18 protein-coding genes and 1 pseudogene are annotated in these 21,561 nt (G+C 52.7%); all 19 read right to left on the bottom strand.

Translation table 11 applies throughout. From position 1 onward, the window contains the following. Positions 1-16 precede the first annotated feature (16 nt). Positions 17-1,663, bottom strand: a complete 1,647-nt coding sequence (gene nuoF, locus H5U36_01035; GenBank protein MBC7216769.1) for an NADH-quinone oxidoreductase subunit NuoF — start codon at positions 1,661-1,663, stop codon at positions 17-19. A gap of 12 nt (positions 1,664-1,675) precedes the next feature. After that, on the bottom strand, positions 1,676-2,137 hold the full coding sequence (gene nuoE, locus H5U36_01030) for an NADH-quinone oxidoreductase subunit NuoE (protein ID MBC7216768.1): 462 nt from the start codon (positions 2,135-2,137) through the stop codon (positions 1,676-1,678). Next, positions 2,137-5,203, bottom strand: a pseudogene (gene nuoF / locus H5U36_01025) (NADH-quinone oxidoreductase subunit NuoF). The gene nuoE and the pseudogene nuoF (H5U36_01025) overlap by 1 nt, the downstream one beginning before the upstream one ends. A gap of 17 nt (positions 5,204-5,220) precedes the next feature. Next, a complete protein-coding gene (locus tag H5U36_01020) occupies positions 5,221-5,589 on the bottom strand; it encodes a (2Fe-2S) ferredoxin domain-containing protein (protein MBC7216767.1) in 369 nt (122 codons plus the stop codon). Then, on the bottom strand, positions 5,570-6,139 hold the full coding sequence (locus H5U36_01015) for an ATP-binding protein (GenBank protein ID MBC7216766.1): 570 nt from the start codon (positions 6,137-6,139) through the stop codon (positions 5,570-5,572). Before H5U36_01015 ends, H5U36_01020 begins: the two co-directional genes overlap by 20 nt. Positions 6,140-6,145: 6 nt before the next feature. Continuing rightward, complete coding sequence (locus tag H5U36_01010; GenBank protein MBC7216765.1) at positions 6,146-6,631, bottom strand: NAD(P)H-dependent oxidoreductase subunit E; 486 nt, start codon at positions 6,629-6,631, stop codon at positions 6,146-6,148. 158 nt (positions 6,632-6,789) lie between these two features. Further along, on the bottom strand, positions 6,790-9,222 hold the full coding sequence (locus H5U36_01005; GenBank protein ID MBC7216764.1) for an AAA family ATPase: 2,433 nt from the start codon (positions 9,220-9,222) through the stop codon (positions 6,790-6,792). Next, positions 9,212-9,532 (bottom strand): MerR family transcriptional regulator, encoded by a 321-nt coding sequence (locus H5U36_01000; protein ID MBC7216763.1) that lies wholly within the window; start codon positions 9,530-9,532, stop codon positions 9,212-9,214. The genes H5U36_01005 and H5U36_01000 overlap by 11 nt, the downstream gene beginning before the upstream one ends. Positions 9,533-9,546: 14 nt before the next feature. Continuing rightward, positions 9,547-10,602, bottom strand: a complete 1,056-nt coding sequence (locus tag H5U36_00995; GenBank protein MBC7216762.1) for a DnaJ domain-containing protein — start codon at positions 10,600-10,602, stop codon at positions 9,547-9,549. Between the two features lie 39 nt (positions 10,603-10,641). Beyond that, entirely contained in the window at positions 10,642-11,070 is a 429-nt protein-coding gene (locus H5U36_00990; GenBank protein ID MBC7216761.1) for an Hsp20/alpha crystallin family protein, read from the bottom strand. 100 nt (positions 11,071-11,170) lie between these two features. Further along, positions 11,171-11,722 (bottom strand): HDIG domain-containing protein, encoded by a 552-nt coding sequence (locus tag H5U36_00985; protein ID MBC7216760.1) that lies wholly within the window; start codon positions 11,720-11,722, stop codon positions 11,171-11,173. 3 nt (positions 11,723-11,725) lie between these two features. Beyond that, on the bottom strand, positions 11,726-12,901 hold the full coding sequence (locus tag H5U36_00980; GenBank protein ID MBC7216759.1) for a LysM peptidoglycan-binding domain-containing protein: 1,176 nt from the start codon (positions 12,899-12,901) through the stop codon (positions 11,726-11,728). Beyond that, the gene (locus H5U36_00975) at positions 12,898-16,044 is read right to left on the bottom strand and encodes an isoleucine--tRNA ligase (protein ID MBC7216758.1); all 3,147 of its coding nucleotides are present in this window, start codon (positions 16,042-16,044) and stop codon (positions 12,898-12,900) included. Before H5U36_00975 ends, H5U36_00980 begins: the two co-directional genes overlap by 4 nt. A gap of 20 nt (positions 16,045-16,064) precedes the next feature. After that, the gene (locus H5U36_00970) at positions 16,065-17,381 is read right to left on the bottom strand and encodes a TldD/PmbA family protein (GenBank protein ID MBC7216757.1); all 1,317 of its coding nucleotides are present in this window, start codon (positions 17,379-17,381) and stop codon (positions 16,065-16,067) included. Next, entirely contained in the window at positions 17,374-18,750 is a 1,377-nt protein-coding gene (locus H5U36_00965) for a TldD/PmbA family protein (GenBank protein MBC7216756.1), read from the bottom strand. The genes H5U36_00970 and H5U36_00965 overlap by 8 nt, the downstream gene beginning before the upstream one ends. Next, complete coding sequence (locus H5U36_00960; protein MBC7216755.1) at positions 18,747-19,652, bottom strand: peptidyl-prolyl cis-trans isomerase; 906 nt, start codon at positions 19,650-19,652, stop codon at positions 18,747-18,749. The genes H5U36_00965 and H5U36_00960 overlap by 4 nt, the downstream gene beginning before the upstream one ends. Continuing rightward, complete coding sequence (locus H5U36_00955) at positions 19,649-19,885, bottom strand: hypothetical protein (protein ID MBC7216754.1); 237 nt, start codon at positions 19,883-19,885, stop codon at positions 19,649-19,651. The genes H5U36_00960 and H5U36_00955 overlap by 4 nt, the downstream gene beginning before the upstream one ends. Positions 19,886-19,907: 22 nt before the next feature. Further along, positions 19,908-21,143 carry a glucose-1-phosphate adenylyltransferase gene (locus H5U36_00950; GenBank protein MBC7216753.1) on the bottom strand — a complete coding sequence of 412 codons (1,236 nt, stop codon included), beginning with the start codon at positions 21,141-21,143 and terminating at the stop codon, positions 19,908-19,910. Between the two features lie 26 nt (positions 21,144-21,169). Next, positions 21,170-21,561, bottom strand: a 392-nt coding sequence (locus tag H5U36_00945) for a galactose-1-phosphate uridylyltransferase (GenBank protein ID MBC7216752.1), incomplete at its 5' end; no start/stop codon positions are given.

Here is a 21,561-nt window from a genome sequence, read left to right as displayed (position 1 = left end):
TGCCGTTCACTCCCCACTATATCCGTACGGTTTTCTTGACTTGGGATTTCGATTTCATTGCACAGATGCCCTTCGGACATCGCTTTTCCCGAACATGGACCTCAAATTCATCTTGGAAGAACTCAAGGCATCGCAGGAGAGGATTCGGAGCAGCCTGTCCAAGGCCACAAAAGGCCGTTGCCTTCATGTTATATCCCAGGTGGCGGAGCTTCTCCAAGTCCTCAGGAGTTCCCAGACCCTCCGCGATACGCTCAAGGATATCGACAACGCGCTTATTCCCCACGCGACAGGGTGTGCACTTCCCACAGGACTCATGAAGGAAGAATTCAGCGAAGTTTTTCACCACGTCGACAATGCAGTGGGTATCGTCAATAACGGTAAGCGCCCCTGAACCAAGGGCGGAGTTGTACCGGGGAAGGGTATCAAAGGCCATGGGAACCTCAAGGAGGTCCGGTGTCATCGTACCTCCAGAAGGACCGCCAGTCTGTACAAGTTTCAGGCCGTGTCCTCCTCGGATTCCCCCACCAATTTCAAAGACAAGTTCCCGCAGGGTGATTCCCATGGGGACCTCGACAAGACCGAGGTTGTTCACATTCCCGGTGAGCGTAAAGACCTTGGTCCCGGGACAAGTCGGGGTACCGATGCTGCGGAACCACTCTGCTCCGTTGAGGATGATGGGAGGGATGTTCGCCAAGGTCTCGACATTGTTGATAACCGTTGGTTTTCCCCAAAGGCCCTTTTGGGGCGGATAAGGTGGCTTTACCCGTGGTTCTCCCCGTTTCCCTTCGATGGACTCAAGGAGTGCCGTCTCTTCTCCGCAAACGTAAGCCCCAGCTCCTTTTCGTATCTTCACATCGAAGGAGAAAGAGGTACCGAGAATCTTTTCCCCAAGGAGTCCCCGTTCTCTTGCCTGAGCAATAGCCACCTCAAGATGCCTGATGCTTTGGGGGTACTCCGCCCGGACGTAGATGTACCCTTCCTTTGCTCCGACGGCATATCCAGCAATGGCCATGGCCTCAAGGACGGAGTGGGGATCGCCCTCGAGAATCAGGCGGTCCTTGAAAGTACCCGGTTCTCCCTCATCAGCATTGCACACGATGTACTTCTCTTCTCCATCAGCCTTTCTTGTGAACTCCCACTTGAGGCCGGTGGGGAACCCTGCGCCACCTCGTCCCTGGAGACCGGACCGCTTCACCACTTCGATGACTTCCTCGGGAGTCATCTCGGTGAGGACCTTGGCAAGGGCCATGTACCCGTCTCGAGCGATGTACTCCTCGATGTTCAGGGGATCGATGAGGCCACAGTTTCGGAGAACTACCCGCTTCTCCTTTGCCGCAGGAGAAGGAGGAAGAAAGGCTGCTACCTCCCGTCCCCGCTCGCCTAAGAAAAGGAGATCCTTTACCACCCGTCCTTTCAAGAGGTGCTCTTCTACGATTCTACGTACGTCCTGCACCTTTACCGGAGCGTACACAACGTTGTCAGGGTATACAGCAACAAATGGAGAAGGAATGGCGGCACCGAAACTGCCCGTCTCCAGAACCTTAACCTCGTTTTGGAGCCCCAAACGGGCAATTTCTCGCTCCAGTTGTTCCTTAACCTGGGCTGCCCCCAGGGCTATGGAGTTACTCGTCACTTCTACGAGAACATGTGCACGGTACAGCATTCCGGTACCTCCTCAGTCCCGGTAGATTGCGAGGACCTCCCGAATTCGGTCCTCGGTAAGATTCCCATACGTGACGTCATTAATCATCATTGCCGGCGCAACACCACAGACACCAAGACAACTCGTAACTTCGAGGGTGAACTTCCCGTCTTTTGTGGTCTGTCCTTCTCGGATTCCGAGTTCTCTCTTCAGAGCCTCAAGGACATTCGTTGCCCCTCGAACGTGGCAGGGTGTGCTCTTGCAGACCCGGATGACGTACTTCCCAACCGGCTTTGTTTCCAAAAATGCATAGAACGTAGCAACGCCGTAGACCGTACTTGAGGGGATATCGAGACGTTTTGCAATATATCCCAAAACGTCCTTGGGGAGATACCCCCACTTCTCCTGCACCTCTTCGAGGATGCAGAGTAGCGGAGTCCTTTCCTCCTGGTGCTTGGCAATGATTTCTTCAATATCCTGGTACACAAACTCCATCAGCTTCCCTCCTCTGCAAGGGCCATTTCCTGATACCGTTTTATAACTTTCTCAAGATCACACCGGAGGCACCGGGCAGCTTCCTTCCGTACATCTTCTTCATCAAGGCAGAGTTTCACCTCTGCAAAGCCACAAATCCGCTCCGTAACGGGAAGCTCTGGTGGATGAACTCGTGGGATTTCCTCAAGCACTGGAGGTTCCTCAATGACCCTGGGTCGCTCAGGACGGATAACCACCTCTTCCTCTTCTTTCTTCTTTCTGCAGAGGTAATCATGAATGCTATGGGCCGCTTTCTTCCCAAGAGCCATGGCATGGACCACCGTGGCTTCCTGCCCTATGGCATCTCCTCCGGCAAAGACACCCTCAAGAGAGGTAGCAAGAGTGTACCGATTCACCTTGATATTTCCCCGCGTATCAAGCTCAAGGCCTTCAGCAATGCCTGAGAGATCCGGCTTCTGTCCCACCGCACTCACCACAAGATCACACTCAAGGAAAAGCTCTGCACCCTCGATGGGAACCGGTCTTCGTCGACCACTTCTATCGAACTCTCCAAGACGCATCCTCTGGAAACGGATCCCTCGGACTTTACCGTTCTCCCCCACTACCTCTAAAGGAGCAACGAGGAAGTGGAAGATAACGCCTTCTTTCTCAGCATCTTCAATTTCCTCAGGAATAGCAGGCATTTCGCTTTTTGTGCGACGATAGGCTACGTGCACTTCAGCTCCAAGGCGAAGCAGCGTCCTTGCAGCATCCATCGCCGCATTTCCTCCTCCCACGACAACTGCCTTCTTTGGTTTTGGAACCTCCCCACCGAGGTTCACCCGCTTCAGGAGTTCTAAGGCAGGCACGACTCCGTCGAGATCCTCACCAGGTATGCCAAGAGGAACGTTTTTCCAGGCTCCGATTCCAAGGAAAACGGCGTCGAATTTCTCTCGGAGCTCAGAGAGAGTAAAGTCCCTTCCCAAGGCCTTGTTGCACTCAATACGTACTCCCATGGCCCGTATCTGGGCAAGGTCGTACTCCAAGGCCTCCCGGGGGAGACGGTACGGAGGAATACCTGCTGCGAGCATCCCGCCCGCCACAGGAAGAGCCTCAAACACTGTCACATCGTAACCAAAACGGGCAAGATAGTACGCGCAGGTGAGGCCTGCAGGGCCCGAACCAACTATGGCTACAGAGGCATCGCGTTTCTTCTCAAGAAGAACCGGAAGGGCAATGCGATTCCTCCGGGCGTAATCGGCCACGAATCGCTTGATGTCGTCAATAGCCACAGGTTCATCGAGTTGCCCCCTCCGGCACTTTGACTCGCAGGGTCTGTGGCAAACTCGACCGCATACCGAAGGAAGGGATAACTTGAAGGGCTCCGATGTAGTCGCCCTCTTTCACCAAAGCCACGTACGCAGGGATATCGATTCCCAGAGGACAGGCATGCTGGCAAGGAGCCCGGAAAAGGGCACGGCAAACCACTGCAGGGCAACGTTTCTCCCGAATATGGGCTTCGTACTCATCGCGGAAGTACCGAAGGGTACTCAGAACAGGGTTCGGGGCCGTTTGTCCAAGCCCACAGAGCGCCGTAGACTTAATCTGCTCGGCAAGATCCTCTAAGAGCTCAATATCTCCCTCTCTTCCTTCCCCGGCTACGATGCGCTCAAGAATCTCAAGCATTCGTTTTGCCCCGATACGGCAAGGTGTGCACTTTCCGCAGGACTCGTCCTGGACAAACTCGAGGAAGAAACGGGCAAGGTCCACCATGCAGGTGTCCTCATCCATTACGATGAGCCCTCCGGAACCCATGATGGCGCCGAGCTCTTTCAGAGAATCGTAATCAATCCGCACATTCAAGTGTTCCACAGGGATGCAGCCCCCGGAGGGACCACCAATCTGGACAGCCTTGAGTTTCTTCCCGTCCCTTATTCCACCACCAAGGTCGTACACTATCTCACCAAGCGTGATTCCCATGGGAACCTCAACGAGCCCGGTGTTCACCACATCTCCTGCCAGAGCGAAGACCTTGGTCCCTTTGCTGCCTTCTGTCCCGATGCTTCGGAACCACTCTGCACCGTTGAGGATGATGGGAGGAATGTTCGCATACGTCTCAACGTTGTTAATGACCGTTGGTTGCCCCCAAAGACCCTGTTGCGCAGGGAACGGTGGCTTGGGACGAGGCATTCCACGTTTGCCCTCAACAGAGGCAATGAGGGCTGTTTCCTCTCCACAAACGAAGGCTCCCGCACCGATACGAATTTCAATGTCAAAGGAAAAATCCGTACCGAGGATGTTCTTTCCCAAGAGACCGTATGCTCGTGCCTGTTCAATGGCATGCTGCAAGCGCTCTACCGCAAGAGGGTACTCTGCCCGGACGTAGATGTACCCTTCCTTTGCTCCGACGGCATATCCAGCAATGGCCATGGCTTCAAGAACGGAGTGGGGATCGCCTTCGAGAATGCTCCGATCCATGAAGGCTCCAGGATCGCCCTCATCAGCATTACAAATGACGTACTTTCGTGAACCCTTTGCCTTTCTTGTGAACTCCCACTTGAGACCCGTGGGGAACCCTGCGCCACCTCGTCCTCGAAGGCCAGATTGTTTCACCACTTCGATGACTTCCTCGGGAGTCATCTCGGCGAGGACCTTGGCAAGGGCCATGTACCCGTCTCGAGCGATGTACTCCTCGATGTTCAGGGGATCGATGAGGCCACAGTTTCGGAGAGCGATTTTCTTCTGCTTTTCAAAGAAAGCAATCTCCCGAAGGAACTTTTTCCGTTCTTCTTGCGGCGGCTGGTACAAGAGGCGTTCGACCACTCGCCCCTTCAAGAGGTGCTCCTCCACAATGTCCTTTGCATCCTCAGGAGTGAGTTTCTGGTAGAAAACCCCTTCGGGGTAAATGATGGCCAAGGGTCCGAGGTTACATGGACCGACACAACCGGTCTCGATGAGACGGACTTCCCCCTCAAGACCGTTCTTCTGCATTTCTCGAAGGAGTGCCTCTTTAACCCGAAGAGCCCCTGAGGAAATGCACGCTGCTCCAGCGCAAAGAAGTATCTGGTTACGCTCTAAACTCGCCATATCCTCTCCTCCCAGAATTACCGCTCAGTGTGCACAACCCATTCCCCTACTATCTGTCCATTGACGAGGTGAGAAGCCACGATTTGGCGGGCCTTTTCAGGGGTAAGGTCTCCGTAAAGAACACGCTCTGTCCCCTTTTCCACGCTGACAATAGGCTCTCGATCGCAGAGCCCAATGCATCCTGCCTGAGTGACCAAAACATTGGTCAGATTCCTCTTCGCTACTTCGTCGAGAATTGCCGCCATGACCTGCCGCGCTCCAGCTGCGATGCCGCACGTTCCCATATGGACAGTTACCTTGTACTCTGCTTTTCCCTCACGCAGGAAAGCCCTCTTCTGGGCCTCTTCCTTGATCCTTTTGAGGTCTTCAATGCTTGTAATTTTCACTTCCCTTTCCCTCCCTCAGTAAGTTCTCTTGGTAGGCAATCCAATCCCGCAAAGAAGCGATGAGCATGCTATTTCCCTCAAGGCTTTTGACACCCAGTTCCTCAAAAATCTCACGACTGTTGAAAGACCACGAACGTCCGTCGATCTCGTGGGAGAATACAAATTCCACCTCTGGGTGCGAGGCAAGAAGAACAAAGAGGGTTTCCGGAAGGTTCCCCAAAGGAGGAAGATCGATATGGCTTTTCTGGAACGTCACCTTTACCCTCGTTCCTCTCCCTTTTTCTGAAGAGATTTCAAGGTGCCCACCACACTGAGCGCTCAGCTGAGCAACAAGGGGGAGCCCAATGCCAATCTTCTTTCCCTTTGTTGAGAAGAAGGGGTCAAGAGCCCGCCTCTTTGTCTCTTCGTCCATTCCTACCCCATCGTCCTCAATGGTAATCTCGAGGAGATCCCTCTGCGAGTCCTCGCGAACCGAAATCACAACCCGCCGTGCCCCCGCTCGAAGAGCATTCTCCACAAGATCGAGAATGTGCAACGAGAGTTCCTTCACAGGGTTCTACTCGTAGTTCTTGAGAATCTCCAGAACCTGCGACGGATTCACCCGTTTGTGGATGTCATTGTCCACACGCATGACCGGAGCAAGTCCGCATGCACCGGCGCACCGCATGACCTCGAGAGAAAAGCGACCGTCTGGTGTTACACCTCCGATGTCCACCTGGAGCTCTTTTCGGAGACGCTCGAGGATTTCTTGTCCACCGCGGACGTAGCATGCGGTTCCCAGACACACCTGGATGACGTGTTTTCCCCGGGGTTTCATCGAGAAAAAGTGGTAGAAGGTTACTACGCCGTACACCTCGCTCAAAGGAACATCGAGAGCTCGAGAAACTTTCTTCAAGGCCCAGGGGGGCAGATATCCAAGGAGGTTCTGCACGCTGTGCAACGCCTGGATGAGCATCCCGGGCTTACCCCGAAAGTTCTCGAGAACCTGCTCGAGGAGTTCCTCCTGTTCTCTGGAAGCTTGCTCTGCTACTACCTGTGGCATTGTCCTTCCTCCCACAAAAAGTGCGTTTTTTCATATTATAAACCAAGGTAGGAAACGTCTCAATAGAGAATTTTTGCGAAACTGCCAGTTCGCCACAGAATCTTTTCGTGACTTTCTGTCACGAAATCCCAGGCACTCGACGCTCAACGGGAATTCCTTTACACCTCAATTTTCTCCTCTGCTACGAGACGACGAAGTTTCAGAGTTCCATTTTCGAGGTATACCTCAATGGTATCGCCAGGCTGAAAGGTACCACGAATGAGCTCAGCCGAGAGAGGACTCTCTATGGTCCTCTGGATGAGCCGCCGCAGTGGCCGAGCCCCAAAATCAGGGTCATACCCTTGCTCGGCAAGGTAATCTTGGGCTTCTTCGGTGAGCATGATGTCCATATTCTGTTCTTTGAGACGCTTCCTGAGCCGCGCAATGAGGAGGTTCACGATTTCCTTGATTTCCTTCTTCCCCAAAGGATGGAAAACAATGATTTCATCGATGCGGTTTACGAACTCCGGCCTGAAGTAGCGGTGCACTTCCTCAAGAACCCGTTCCTTTACCCGCTTGATTTCCTCCCTGTTCTCGGGATTGAGACCTCGGAAGTAATGGCTCCCGAGATTAGAGGTCATGATAACAACGGTATTCGAGAAGTCTACGGTTCTCCCTTGGCCATCCGTAAGGCGACCATCATCGAGAATTTGGAGGAAGATGTTGAACACATCAGGGTGGGCTTTCTCGACTTCGTCAAAGAGAATGACCTGGTAGGGTCTACGGCGCACAACCTCGGTGAGTTGTCCCCCCTCTTCATACCCTACGTATCCTGGAGGCGCACCGATGAGGCGGGAAACGGAGTGTTTTTCCATGTACTCGGACATATCGATGCGCAGGAGTGCTCCTTCATCCCCGAAGAGAAACTCAGCCAGAGCCTTGGCGAGTTCTGTCTTCCCTACCCCGGTGGGACCGAGAAAGAGAAAAGAACCAATGGGGCGTCGTCCCTCCGATATACCTGCTCGCGAACGACGAATGGCTTCCGCCACTGCGTGAACGGCTTCCTCCTGATCGACGACTCTTCTGTGAAGTTCCTCCTCCATGTTGAGGAGCTTCTTGCGTTCCTCCTCAAGGAGCTTTGCCACCGGAATCCCGGTCCAGCTTGAAACAACCTCGGCAATATCCTCCTCTGTCACGACCTCTTTTAGAGATCTCTGCCTGAGCCACTTTTCCTTTTCCTCCTGGTATCTCTTTTGCAGGGCCTCCGCCTCGTCTCGGAGACGTGCTGCCTTCTCATACTCCTGAGCCTGCACGGCTGCCATACCTTCTTTTGCTAACTGCTGGAGGCGTTCCTCCATTTCTCGCAATTCCTGGGGAACACTCTCCATCTCGATTCGCTTCTTGCTTGCTGCCTCATCCATGAGATCAATGGCCTTGTCCGGCAGGAACCGATCCGTAATGTACTTACTCGCAAGTTCACAGGCAGCACAGATGGCTTCATCGCTGATTTTTACCTTGTGATGTGCCTCATACCGGTCCCGCAAGCCCCGGAGAATTTCCTTTGTCTCCTCAACGGTTGGTTCACTCACGTACACCGGCTGGAATCTCCGCTCAAGAGCAGGGTCCTTTTCAATGTACTTCCGGTACTCATCAAGTGTGGTTGCTCCGATGCAGCGGAGTTCACCACGGGCAAGGGCAGGTTTCAGGAGATTCGCCGCATCTATAGCCCCCTCTGCAGCACCTGCTCCTACCACAGTGTGGAGTTCGTCGATGAAAAGGATAATCTTTCCCTCGGATTTCTGGACTTCCTCGAGCACCGCCTTGAGACGTTCCTCGAACTCTCCCCGGAACTTTGCCCCTGCAAGGAGTGCTCCCATGTCGAGGGCGATTATCCTCTTGTTCTTAAGGTTTTCCGGTACCTCTCCTCGGACGATTTTTTGGGCAAGACCCTCAACGATGGCTGTTTTTCCGACTCCTGGGTCTCCTATGAGTACGGGATTGTTCTTAGTCTTTCGACTGAGAATTTGGATAACCCTCCGAATTTCCTCCTCCCGGCCGATAACCGGGTCGAGTTTTCCTTCTCGAGCAAGTTGCGTAAGATCCCGTCCATACCGTTCCAAGGCCATGTACTTTCCCTCGGCATGGGGGTCTTCGACGCGCCGATGCCCGCGAATCTCTCGAAGGGCTCGGTAAATCTTTTCCACCTCAATACCATGGGATCGAAGAATGCGGTAACTTACCCCTGTTTCTTCTCGAACAATGGCAATGAGGAGATGCTCCACTCCAACGTATTCATCCTTGAGGCGCTTGGCTTCTTCTTCTGCCCCACTCAGCACAGACTTAGCCCGGGGGGTAATGTAGATTTGCACCTCTTGTGATCCCTGGTAGTAAATTTTCGGATATCGCTCGAGGGCTTCCTCAAGCTCTCGCTCAAGGACCCTGGGGTTGACTCCACAGCGCTCAATAATCTGTGGAGCAAGACCCTCTGGTTGTTTTAAAAGGGCAAGTAAGAGATGCTCCACATCGAGCTGATTGTGATGGTACTCAAGAAGGAGATCCTGTGCTAAGGCAATGGCCTCCTTGGCTTTCTCGGTGAACTGATCAAACCTCATTCCCACTATCCTCCCTTCTCTGCCGCTCGAGCTCTTCCTTTTCCCGCCGGAGTTTCTCAAGCTGGTCACTCAACCTCAGGATGATTTCAACTCCCGCGAGGTTCACTCCCATGTCCTGCGTAAGGACCTTAATACGCCGGATACGCTCCACATCACTTCGGGTATAGAAACGAACGTTTCCTTTCCCCCGCTTCGGGGTGATAAGACCAACCCGCTCGTAGTAGCGGAGCGTCTGAGGATGCACCTGAGTCATCTCCGCCACAACTCCAATGGTCAAGTACTCCGCTTCCTGCGGAGACTTCTGTCGCATAATCCGTACCCCCTTCACGCACTGAGGAGATGTCGCCTTGGATTATCCTTTCGAAGGGCCGCAAGCTCTCGAAGGAGCTCTTTCTCCCGCTCCGTAAGCCCTTGAGGAACCACTACCTGAACCTTCACGAGCTGATCCCCTCGACCGTGGTTATCTCTCCTCGGAAACCCCAATCCTCGGAGGCGGAATACCGTACCATTCTGAGTCTCCGGAGGAATCCTCATGCGAACTTTACCAGTAAGGGTTGGCACCTCCACTTCCGTCCCCAAGGCAATCTCGGGAAAGGTAACCGGTAAATCCAAAAGGACATCATCGCCCTCTCTCCTAAAGAAGGCGTGAGGCCGAACGCGTACCTGAAGGTAGAGGTCCTTTCCGGCAACAACTTTTGGTACCCTGAGCTTCGTTCCATCACTGACACCTGGAGGAATGTTCACGCTGACAGTCTTGCTCTTTTTCTGCACCCCTTCTCCCCCACAGAAAGCACACCTTGCGCCACTTCTCTCCCTTCCTGTTCCACCACAGGAAGAACAGATTTCTTCGTATCCCACACGAATGTTCCTGCTTGTTCCATGGAAACTCTCCTCAAAGGAAATCTCCACCTCCTGGACAACATCCTGTCGTTCCTCGGTTGCAGTAAAGCCCTCCGGGGACCCGGAGAAACGAAAGGTGGTTGCCCTTCGGGAACGGGCTCTATCGCCCAGGAGGTCTCCGAAGAACATCTTGAAAAAGTCGCTGAAGTCACCAAACTCGAAATCGGACTCAAAAGGAGACGAGTACGTTCGCGTGGATGGTCCATACCGGCGGTAGAAATCCTGCCAGAAGGCTTCCGTGTCTCTCTGCCCGTACGTTGCCCAAGCGGCTCCAAGTTCATCGTACCGCTTGCGTTTCTCAGGGTCGCTCAAAACCTCGTACGCTTCGTTGATTTCCTTGAACTTTCGTTCTGCTTCCTTATCGCCAGGGTTGAGATCCGGGTGGTACTTCCGTGCCAAACGGCGATAGGCTTTCTTTATTTCCTTCTCGTCCGCATTCCTTGGTACACCGAGTATTGCGTAGTAGTCCTTAAATTCCATGCTCCAACCCCCTCACAGAGGGGGAGAAGAATCTCCCCCTCAACCTTCCTGAATGACGACCTTTCTTGCCTTTCCTTCCTCAATCCTGGGCAGGCGGATTTCAAGAACACCATTCCGGTACGTTGCGGTGACTCTGTCGATGTCCACAGGAACCCGGAGAGCAAAGGTCCGGGAGAAAGGCCCGAAAACTCTCTCCTGACGGAGGAAGCGGGCTTCACTGTCGAGAGGCTTCCGCTCTCCTTTCACCGTAATCTGGTCTCCCGAAACACTGATATCAATGTCCTTCTGGTCCACTCCGGGGAGATCAAAAAGGAGAACAATCTCCTTTTCTCCTTCCACCACGTCCACAGGTGGAATCCAAACTTCCCTTTGCCGCTCCCGGGAGGGAAAAACCTCCTCGATGAGGCGGGCAACCCGTTCCTGTAAATCGGCAATGTCACGCCAGAGGTCGAATCGGGGGGTCAGCATCGTACCTCACCTCCATTTTACCTTCTTTGACTTTTCATGAGGGATTATACAGAGGCACCAACTGTTTGTCAAGAATCGTCAAAAGAGATGCAAAAATTTTTTAAAGCCCAAGTGCCTCGGCTTCTTCCTGCATGGCTGAAAGCGCAATTCCAAGAAACGCCTCAAGAGAAAGACCAATTGCTTCACAGGACTGAATCTGCTTGCGATTCGCACCACGGGCAAAGCTTTTCTCTCTAAAGCGGGCAAGAAGAAACGGGACATCGACTTTTCGAATGCTCCGTTCTGGATGCACCAAAACACAGGCGACTATGAATCCACTCGTAGGGTCAACAACCCAGAGGGCCTTTTCAATCCTTTCCACCGGCTGATACCCCGTCATTTCGTTATGAGCTCTGACGGCTGCAATTACTCTCTCCGGAAAGCCGGCTTCCTCAAGAAGACGAGCTCCGAGAAGCCCATGTTCTTTTGGATTCTCCTTAGTGAGCTCATAGTCAATATCGTGGAGAAGACCCGCCATGGCCCACTCTTCGGGATCCTCGCCAAGCTCTTCGGCAAGACGCCGCATGATGGCCTCACAGGCAAGGCTATGCTTTACGAGGTTGCGGTTCTTCAAATACTCCTCAAGCAGTGCAAGAGCTCTGTCCCGAGTCATCGCCTACCTCCGAAGGAACTCTAAGGGATCCACAGGACGGCCCTTGACTCGAACCTCAAAGTGAAGGTGGGGAGAAGTGGCATTTCCAGTAGAACCAACCCTTGCAACAGGGTCCCCCTTCCGAACCCTCTGTCCCTGCCGGACGAGGTTCACAGAGTTGTGGGCGTACACCGTCTGCAACCCCGAAGCATGGGTAATGATGACAACACGCCCGTACCCACTCATCCATCCACTGTAGCTCACTACCCCATCATCGGCAGCGCGGATAACCGTTCCGGAAGGAGCAACGATGTCAACGCCATAGTGAAAGCTCCTTCCCCGGGGACCGAAGCGAGAGGAAATCCTTCCACTCACTGGCCAGAGCAGTCCCGTCCCGGCTCTCTGAGGAGAAGAGGAAGGAACGTTTCTCCCCCTCGAAGGAACACGAAGTACCTGCCCAATCTGAAGGATACTTGTCTCCCGAAGACCATTTGCTCTGAGGAGGTCCTGAAGAGGAACACCGAAACGGCGGGAGATGCCCCAGAGAGTATCCCCCTTTCGTACTGTATACGTCTCCCAGGAGGGCGAACTTGCCGAAGCCGAAGGAGCCTTACCTCCTTCCCCCTGCGGAATGATAAGACGCATGCCCACCCGGAGAATGCTCTTCTCGGTGAGATTGTTGGCCCTCATGAGGGACTGCATGTTGACCCCGTACTGACGAGAAATACGCCACAGAGAATCACCCTGGCGGACAATGTGGACACGTTGCTCTTTGCTCTCCAAGGTAAAAGACCGCTCACCACCCGAAAGAGGAATGACAAGCTTCTGCCCAATCCTCAGGATACTCTTCTTGCTGAGACCGTTTGCTTCAAGAAGGAGACGCACCGGAATCTTGAATTCCCGAGCAATACCCCAAAGGGTGTCTCCCTGCTTCACTTCGTACAGGAGGTTGCCGCTTTGGGCATCGCGTTCGCCATCGATGAGAATTTTCATTCCCGGATGGAGGACGCTCTTTTCCGAAAGTCCATTGAGCTCAAAAAGCTTTGAAAGAGGAACACCGTACCGACGCGAGATAACCCACAGGTTCTCTCCTTCCCGGACCTCGTGGTAGGTGGCACCCAGGGCAACACCCTGAATTCCTGCAAAGAGGAAAAGTCCGAAAAGGAGCGCCCTAAGGCCACATTGTTTCTTACCCCTCATACCATCCTCCTTATGCTCAAGAGAGCCCTTTTCCCATCGAGGTGGAACTCCCGAACAACCTCCACATCTTCAGGAATCTCGGCTACGGAGAGACTCTGGGCCAAGACCTCCTCCTGAATGAACTCTCGGTAACGCTCCACAATCCCAAGAAGGTAGGGATCGGAATCTTTCGAAAGAAGGAGGGCAATCCGTTCCTCAACCTCAAGACCCAGATCCTTGCGCCACATCTGGATGGCATGCACGAAATCCCGTACCAGCCCTTCTTCCCGGAGCTCCTCATCAAGAGCTGTATCGAGAATCACCGCGTACTGACCTTCGCTCTCCACAGAAACATGGCCGTGGCTTTCAAGGATTACCTCGACTTCATCTCGATTGAGGGTTACATCTCCTCCACTCAGAGGGAGCGTAAGCCTTCCTTCCCGAACAAGCCTCCGAGCAACCTCCTGAGAACAACTTGCAAGAGCCTTTGCTATCTCCTTAACTCTCTCCCCGTACCGGGGACCAAGAAGAGCGAATTTCGGCTTCAGGCGTACCGTGATGTACTCCGGTAACTCTTGAACCCATTCGATACGCTTGACATTGAGCTCATCCCGGATGATATCGGCAAAAACCCGAACGCGAAGCTCATCTGCCTCAGGCACAACGAGAATCGCACTTCGTAGTGGCTGGCGGAGTTTAACACCTGCTTTGTTTCGGACCGCTCTTCCAAGATTGACCAATCGGCGAGCCACATCCATGGATCTCAGGAGTTCCCAGTCAATACGCTCTTCCAGCACTTCAGGATACATCTCAAGATGAACGCTTTCTCGCTTCTCCAAAAGGGGAGCGGTGAGATTCTGGTAGAGAATTTCCGAGGTGAAGGGAGTAAAGGGAGCAAGGAGCTTCGTAAGCTCAAGGAGAACGCTGTACAACGTCATGTACGCTTCTTTTTTTTCCGCATCCCACTGGGATTTCCAGAAGCGCCTCCGTGAACGGCGAATGTACCAGTTGCTGAGATCTTCTACGACAAACTCTTCAATGGCCTTTGCCGCTTTCGAAATCTCAAAACGTTCCAAATTCTCCCGAACTTCCTTCACCAGCCGAAAGAAGGCATGCACGAGCCAGCGATCCAGGAGGTTTTTCCTTCCCTCCTCCAAGGCAAAAGAGGAGGGAGAAAAACCATCGATGTTGGCATAGAGAGCAAAAAAGGTGTAAACATTCCAGAGCGTGTCAAAGAATCTGCTCACAACCTCTCTCAGGTGAACTTTCCCGAAGCGCTTCGGTACCCAAGGAGGAGAAACAGAAAAAACATACCATCGGAGCACATCGGCTCCGTACGTCTCTACGAGGTCCCAGGGGTTCACAACGTTTCCAATGTGCTTGCTCATTTTTTGCCCCTTTTCGTCGAGGCCAAGCTCTGTTACAAGGCAGTTCCGGAAGGCAGGGCTCCCAAAGAGGATACTTGCCAGCACATGGAGGCTGTAGAACCACCCTCGGGTCTGATCGATGGCTTCGCAGATGAAATCAGCAGGGAAGCTTTGTGCAAACTCTTCTTGATTCTCAAAAGGATAGTGGTGCTGAGCGACAAACATTGCTCCTGAATCAAACCAGCAATCGATGACCTCTGGAACCCTCTGCATGGTGCCACCACAGGAAGGACAGGAAAGGACCACCCGATCCACATAGGGGCGGTGGAGCTCGATTTCCCCAAGTTGGGAGAGAGAGCGGGAGCGGAGTTCGTCAAGGGACCCTATGGCCTCTGTAAAGCTACAGGTTTTGCATCGCCAAATGTTGAGCGGTGTACCCCAGTACCGCTCTCTTGAGAGAGCCCAGTCCACAACATTCTCAAGGAAATCCCCGAAGCGGCCATCCCGAATGTGTTCCGGTACCCAGTTGATTTTCTGGTTGTTCTCAAGGAGAAGGTCCCGAAAGGCCGTTGTGCGGATGAACCAACTTTCCTTGGCGTAGTACAGAAGGGGCGTATCACAGCGCCAGCAGAAGGGATAGGAGTGACGGTACGTTTCTCTACGGAAGAGTTTCCCCTCACGACGAAGGTACTCGATGATATGAGGATCCGCGTCTTTCACCCACATGCCCTTCCATGGGGTCACGCTATCGTCATAGGTCCCATCGGGGCGGACGGGTTGAAGTACAGAAAGACCTTCCTTCTGCGCAAGACGCATATCGTCTTCGCCGAAAGCCGGCGCAATATGGACAATGCCTGTGCCCTCCTCCGTAGAGACAAAATCTCCCGCAAAAACCCTATAGCCCTTTTCAGCACGTACAAAGGGCATGAGGGGCTCGTACTCAAGGCCAAGAAGCTCCTCGCCTTTCATCTCCCTAAGGACTTGAACGCTCTTCTCCCCAAAGAGCCTTGCAGCACTCGCCTTTCCAAGGATGAATCGCTCTCTCCTTTCACTCTCGACCTCCACATAGTCAAGGTCTTTCCCCACTGCGAGTGCCACATTGGCCACAAGCGTCCAGGGCGTGGTTGTCCACACGAGGAAAAAGGTATTCTCCTTCCCCCTCAGAGCAAACTTCACGTATACTGAGGGATCGTCAACCTCTCGGTACCCCAGCGCAACCTCATGACTCGAGAGGGAAGTACCACAACGAGGACAGTATGGAAGGACCTTGTACCCTTGATAGAGCAAACCCCGCTCCCAGAGCTGCTTCAGGATCCACCAGAGGCTTTCGATGTACTCATTGGTGCAGGTAATGTAAGGGTGCTCGAGGTCCATCCATATTCCCATTCGCTCGGTAAGCCTTTCCCACTCCCGTATGTACTTGAAGACACTTTCCTTGCATTTGGCATTGAATGCCTCTACACCAAATTGCTCAATGTCCTGCTTACCCTTGATTCCCAGCTCTTTTTCAACTTCAAGTTCAACCGGAAGCCCGTGAGTATCCCAACCCGCCTTTCGGGGCACGTAAAACCCGCACATCGTCTTGTAGCGGGGAACAAGATCCTTGATGCTCCGTCCGATGACATGCCCTGCATGGGGATACCCGTTGGCTGTTGGTGGACCTTCGTAAAAGACGAATCGAGGATTCCCCTCTCGTTCCTTGAGCGTCTTTTCAAAGATTCTTCGTTCTTTCCAAAAGGAGAGAATCCGCTCTTCCTCTTTTGGCAGAGAGCTCAGTTTTGCAAGAGGCTGGAACATGGAGTGTTTCACCTTCCCCGTTACCTTTCTGTAGCGCTCACCTGGATGGGTTCAGCAAGGACATAGGGAGCAAGGATGCTTCCCTGTACCCACTGGGAATCTCGAGAAATTTCCTTGATATTTTTGAGAACTTCATACGCATTACCACTGATCATGACATTCTTAACGCGCCCTTGAATCTCTCCGTCCTTTACGTAGAAGCCAAGCTGCACGCCGCAGGAAAAAACCCCCGAGGCAATATTGCTCTGGCCAAGGCCAAGGAGACTATCGACAACGAGACCCTCTTCAATCTCTTCGACGAGGGTCTCTCGATCCCGCAACCCGCTTTTGATTCTAAGGACGCTGAAACCTGGCTCAGGCAAATCCCAGGGAGAACGGCGGAAACCACTCGCTGTGCCCCTTCTTTTTGCCTTTGCCGCGCTCCACAGATCCCAAAAACCATCCTCTATCTTGCCACTCTCAACAAGAGGACGCTCCTCCGGAGTAAGGATTCCCTCGTCGTCAAAGGGGCACGAACCAAGAGCCCAGGACTCCTGAGGAACCTCAAAGAGGGAGAAGAGAGAGGAAAAAACGACCTTGCCAATCTTGTCCTTAAGAGGAGACTTGCCGAAGACGATGTTGCGACCATTCAAACCGTAAAGGAGTGGGTACAGAAAGACCATGCACCCATGGGGAGTAAAGAGCACTGGATACTGACCACTTGCAATCGGGACAACACGAGCAGAGAGATCAAGCTTCAACTGCACTTCCTTGACAAGGTCCTCAACGTCGATATCCCTATTTCCCCAACCTCTTTCGGCGTATACGGTAAGGATGTCGTCCTCTTCCACTCGAGTAGCTTCGACCGAAATCCGGAAGAAGGTACGCTGGAAGCGCAGTTCTTCTTCGTGGTGATTGTAGAGTGCCCGCTCCTCTTTCCCGGCCGAGACGGAAACATTGACGAGAACCTCAGGATGCGCTGCTCTCAGGTGTTCAACGAGGTACTGACCGAGTTCGGCCATCTCTTGCACCGTGAGGTTTTCAAGGCGTGGGTCGACAAAATCTCTCCATTCCGTTGTGGAAGGATACGAGGGAAGGGAAAATTCCACCACGTCACCAAAGGTACTCACTTCAAGGGCCCTCTCCACAACTTCGCTGGGAACAAAGGGAGGAGTAAAAGCATAGAAACCAAGACGCTTATCAGGGCGAATAACCCGAAGACCACATCCTATATGTTCCCCAGCCGTGTATCCCTTAAAAATCCCAGCCTCATACTCTATGTGTTTATCCTGGATCTTCTGCACAAAGAGATCGGCCTGAAGACCCTTTTCTTTTGCAACTCTCACAATCTCAAGCATGGCCTTGACCTCCCACAAGTACACCTCTGAGCCGGACGTGAGGACTTCCGGTTGGCGTGGGAAGACCAACTTGTACTCCTTTCCCACACCAGCCCAGTTCGGTCCAGCGGAAATCGTTAGCTACTGCGTCTATTTTACCAAGAGTCTGAAAGAGATTTCCACTGAGCACAAAGTCCTTCACCATTTCCCCTATTTTTCCATGTTCTATGATGTACCCATAGGCAGGAGAAAAGGTAAAAAGCTCAAGAGCCGTGTTTCCACCCACGTACTCAACAGCATAAAGACCATGCTTAATGTCGGTAAAAAGCTCATCAGGAGACATTTCTCCTGCTTCAATTCCCGTATTTGTCATCCGCACAATGGGTGGAAAGCGGTACGAAACAGTGCGGGCGTTCCCCGTTGGTGATTCACCGAGAAGGAAAGCCGTTTCTCGAGAATGGAGCCTTCCAGAGAGGTAACCCTCCTTTATGAGGTAGGTTCGTTGCGTTCGTACTCCCTCGTCATCGTATGGGGAAGCTCCCCGGAGATGCTCAAGACTCCCATCGTCAAACACAGAAAGCACTGGGGAAGCAATCTGCTTCCCCAGCACCATGAGCTTTTGGAGCCGTTCGTTCCGGGAAAGAAAATCGGCCTCGCTCAGGTGTCCAAAGGCTTCGTGAATGAAAACGCCTGCCAGGACCGGATCGAGAACCACATCGTACACTCCACCCGGGAAAGGACGAGCCCGAAGGAGCGCTTCGGCCTGCTTGCTCACCCTCTGAGCAAGGGGCTCGCGATTTCGCACGAGCTCAAATCCTGCCTTTCCTGCCACACCATCACGGTACACCTCGACCTGGTCTCCCGAACGCGCCGTGGCCACAAAGCTCAGAGAAATATCCGGTCTTTCGGAAAAGAGCAACGCTCCCTCAGAGTTCGCAAAGTACACGTTACGCCACTCATCGCGGTACTCCACAACAGAACTCACCACAAAAGGAGAGGCCTCCTGCATAATACGCGCGTACTCAAGGAGGAGCCGGATTTTCTCCTCAAGAGGCTTTTCCCGAAAATCCTCAAGAGGAGAGAAAACCACTTCGTCCTCAAATGCTCCTCCTCGGGCTACATCCGTTGCACCTCTGGGAAGAAGGAGAACAGACCGAATCCCAAGCTCAACCTTCTCTTCAAGCCCTTCCCATTCCTGAAAACTCAGAAACCACCAACTCGTCTTCGGATGGAGGATACGAACCGATCCACCTCTCTCTTCAGCAACCCTTGCCCTTTCCACAATACCGTTATGAACCCGGATATGCGTAGTTACGATGTGCTCCAGACGGATCTCGAGATACTCACCATTCCGAGCTTTTCGAACAAGATCCCGAAGAACCTCTCTCATTGGGCTCTCGAACCCTCGGCATTCCCACCAGAAGGCAGGTTTTCTTCTATTATGGCAATTTCAGCCTTGTTCTTCAACTCTTCAATCCATTTCTCGAAAGCCTCTTGCTGTTTCTGAGGAGTCAAGCGGGCAATTATCTCCTCTTTAACCTCAGAGAGTTCCTTCAAACGAGGTTGCAAATGCTCTTCCACAAAGAAGATATGGAAGCTGTCATTGATTTCGATGATATCGCTGTAGTTTCCAGGCGCAAGCTCAAAAAGCACTTTCTCAATTTCGGGATCAAGATCACCCCGTCTTATGTACCCCATTGCTCCCCCGCTCAGGGCGTCAGGAGACTCCGACTTCTCCCTTGCTACCTCTTCAAAGGGTCGTCCAGTCTGGAGTTCAGCGAGAATTTCCTCTGCCTTTTCCTTGGAACTCACCATGATGTGCTTTGCCTTCACCTGCTCGGGTTCTGTGTACTGGGTGGGATTCTCATTGTACTCCTTCTGTATCTCTTCCTCACTCACCTGGACTTTGTCTATGATCTCCCGCTTAATGATTTCCCGGATGAGAATCTGCTTCTTAGCCTCTTCTATTTGCTGCAAGACTTGGGGATCCGAATCGAGTCCAATTCTGCGGGCTTCCTGAAGGAGCAGGAGCTGGCGAATAAACTGCTCAAGGAGGTCTCTCATTCCACCGGGAAACTGGGTTCGGTAAGCTTCAGGAAGGTTATTCCATATCCTTTCAAGATCCTCAAGGTATATAGGTTCACCGTTCACTTCGGCAACAATCTTGCGCTCTGTTTCCTGAGCTTCAGGAGAGGCCGAAGGAGTAACTTCTTCAGCAAGGGCTGCCTTCCACACCACAAGGAGTAAAAACACCACGAAGAGAAGTTTCCAAGTTTTCATCCTCATTCTCATTCTCCTTCCTTCTTTGAAGTTTCACTTTCTAACATGTATAGGGGGAAACGCTCTTCGGTAACACCCTCTTCTTCTTCCCCCCTTTCTCTACGCTGAGCCCCCTTCTCCATACGCTCTATCCTTTTGAGCAAGGAGCGCAGCAAGTGATGCACTTCCTTAAGTCGCTCATTGAGCACCCAGAAAAGGAGAAGCCCGTAGAGTACCAAAACGGCAAGGAGAACACCAAGAAGCAAGCTAAAAACCCCCAATCACAAGTTATACTATGACTGAACCGCTTTTCAGTTCCCTCATACCTTCAAACCGATCTCTTCCTACCCCAATCCCCACGAGGCAGTTCCTATGAATGACGAACCCCTCTGGGATAACGCTTCCTTTCCCCACGAGATTCACCCCCCAGTCAAGGAGGTCCGGACGAGCACTGTTCGGCGTCAAATCATCTCCATAGCCCACCACTGCTCCTTTCCCAACCATAACCCTCTTGTCGAGAATGCTCAGAGAAACCTGGGCTTTCTCACCGATGACCGAATCGTTGAAGATGATGGAATCTGAGACCCTTGCTCCCTCTTCGACGACTACTCCAGGGAAAATAACCGAATGCACAACCTCTCCCTTGATGACCGCTCCTTCCCCAATGATGCTTGACGAAACTCGAGCACCCTTGTGTATCTGTGTCGGAGGGTAAGGAGGACGGTTGGTGTAAATGACCCAGTTGGGATCGTAAAGGTTAAAAGAAGGAAGGGGGGCAAGGAGATGCATATTAGCCTCCCAGTAAGCCCGGATGGTTCCCACGTCAAACCAGGGTCCGGTGTAAAAATACGCCTGCATCCTCACCTTTCCAACACTTGCGATCACCGTGTCACGAACGAGATCGAATTTTCCCTCCTTAGCGTTTTCCACGAGTTTCTCAATGAGGAACTCCGTACGAAATACGTAAATGCCCATGAAAGCAATGGTCGACCATGGGATCTGGGGCTTTTCTTCAAAGCGGAGAATCCAGTTGTCTTCGTCCACCGCAACAACTCCAAAGCGGGGAACATCTTCCTCTCTGACCCGTGTTACCACAAGGGTCACATCGGCATCCCGATCGATATGGTAGGTCATGAGAGGATTGTAATCCATAAGGTAGGCGTGATCTCCAGAGAGAACAAGGAGATGGGAGACCTTTTTTCGCAGGATAACATTCATATTCTGGTACAACGCATCTCCTGTACCCCGATACCATCCTCCAACAGTTCGACCAAGGTACGGTTGCAGAAGCTCAACACCACCCTGTTTCCGATCCAGGTCCCAGGGACGCCCTGCCCCAATGTGCTCTATGAGGGATCGAGGCTGGTACTGGGTGAGCACCCCGATATCGTAGATGCCAGAGTTCACACAATTACTCAAGGGGAAATCAATGAGGCGGTAGCATCCCCCAAAAGGGACTGCCGCCTTTGCTCGTTCTACAGAAAGCACACTGAGACGGTCCCCTTTGCCACCTGCCAGAATCATAGCGTACCGAATTAGCGGCAAGTTGCTCACCCACCCTTTAGAGGCTCAAGGCACAAACGCATTTTCTCTGCGGCTTCCTCAGGACGTACCACATTGATGGAGAAGCCACTTCCCCATTCAAAGCCAGCAACTCGAAGAGAAGCAGGAAGGATTTCAAAATGCCAGTGGTAGCTTCTTTCCTCCTCCTCCCGAGCATGGTACGGTGCGGTATGAAGGACAAAGTTGAAGGATGAAGCTCCTGAACATTCCCGCACCCCTTTGAGCACCCGCCGCAGAACCGCAGCAAGGTCCGCAAGATGAGTTTCCCCTTGAAAGGAGGAAGAGTGGCGTACCGGGAGGAGTGTGACCTCAAAAGGGAACCGAGCAGCATAAGGGACAAAGACTACGAAGTGATCGCTCTCCAATACACGGCGCAGAG

The sequence above is a fragment of the Candidatus Caldatribacterium sp. genome (genome assembly GCA_014359405.1).
In the GTDB taxonomy this organism is placed as follows: Bacteria; Atribacterota; Atribacteria; order Atribacterales; family Caldatribacteriaceae; genus Caldatribacterium; species Caldatribacterium oleiphilum.
The sequence above is the reverse complement of the archived record's forward strand: the minus strand, read 5'-3'. Positions and strand labels throughout refer to the sequence as shown.

Excerpts from the sequence above, each read along its gene's own strand:
- nuoF (MBC7216769.1), bottom strand. The coding sequence starts at position 1,663 with ATGCTGTACCGTGCACATGTTCTCGTAGAAGTGACGAGTAACTCCATA.
- H5U36_00985 (MBC7216760.1), bottom strand. The coding sequence starts at position 11,722 with ATGACTCGGGACAGAGCTCTTGCACTGCTTGAGGAGTATTTGAAGAAC.
- H5U36_00950 (MBC7216753.1), bottom strand. The coding sequence starts at position 21,143 with ATGATTCTGGCAGGTGGCAAAGGGGACCGTCTCAGTGTGCTTTCTGTA.
- H5U36_00975 (MBC7216758.1), bottom strand. The coding sequence starts at position 16,044 with ATGTTCCAGCCTCTTGCAAAACTGAGCTCTCTGCCAAAAGAGGAAGAG.
- H5U36_00980 (MBC7216759.1), bottom strand. The coding sequence starts at position 12,901 with ATGAGGGGTAAGAAACAATGTGGCCTTAGGGCGCTCCTTTTCGGACTT.
- H5U36_00970 (MBC7216757.1), bottom strand. The coding sequence starts at position 17,381 with ATGCTTGAGATTGTGAGAGTTGCAAAAGAAAAGGGTCTTCAGGCCGAT.
- nuoE (MBC7216768.1), bottom strand. The coding sequence starts at position 2,137 with ATGGAGTTTGTGTACCAGGATATTGAAGAAATCATTGCCAAGCACCAG.
- H5U36_01005 (MBC7216764.1), bottom strand. The coding sequence starts at position 9,222 with ATGAGGTTTGATCAGTTCACCGAGAAAGCCAAGGAGGCCATTGCCTTA.
- H5U36_00990 (MBC7216761.1), bottom strand. The coding sequence starts at position 11,070 with ATGCTGACCCCCCGATTCGACCTCTGGCGTGACATTGCCGATTTACAG.
- H5U36_01010 (MBC7216765.1), bottom strand. The coding sequence starts at position 6,631 with ATGCCACAGGTAGTAGCAGAGCAAGCTTCCAGAGAACAGGAGGAACTC.
- H5U36_00960 (MBC7216755.1), bottom strand. The coding sequence starts at position 19,652 with ATGAGAATGAGGATGAAAACTTGGAAACTTCTCTTCGTGGTGTTTTTA.
- H5U36_01000 (MBC7216763.1), bottom strand. The coding sequence starts at position 9,532 with ATGCGACAGAAGTCTCCGCAGGAAGCGGAGTACTTGACCATTGGAGTT.
- H5U36_00995 (MBC7216762.1), bottom strand. The coding sequence starts at position 10,602 with ATGGAATTTAAGGACTACTACGCAATACTCGGTGTACCAAGGAATGCG.
- H5U36_00965 (MBC7216756.1), bottom strand. The coding sequence starts at position 18,750 with ATGAGAGAGGTTCTTCGGGATCTTGTTCGAAAAGCTCGGAATGGTGAG.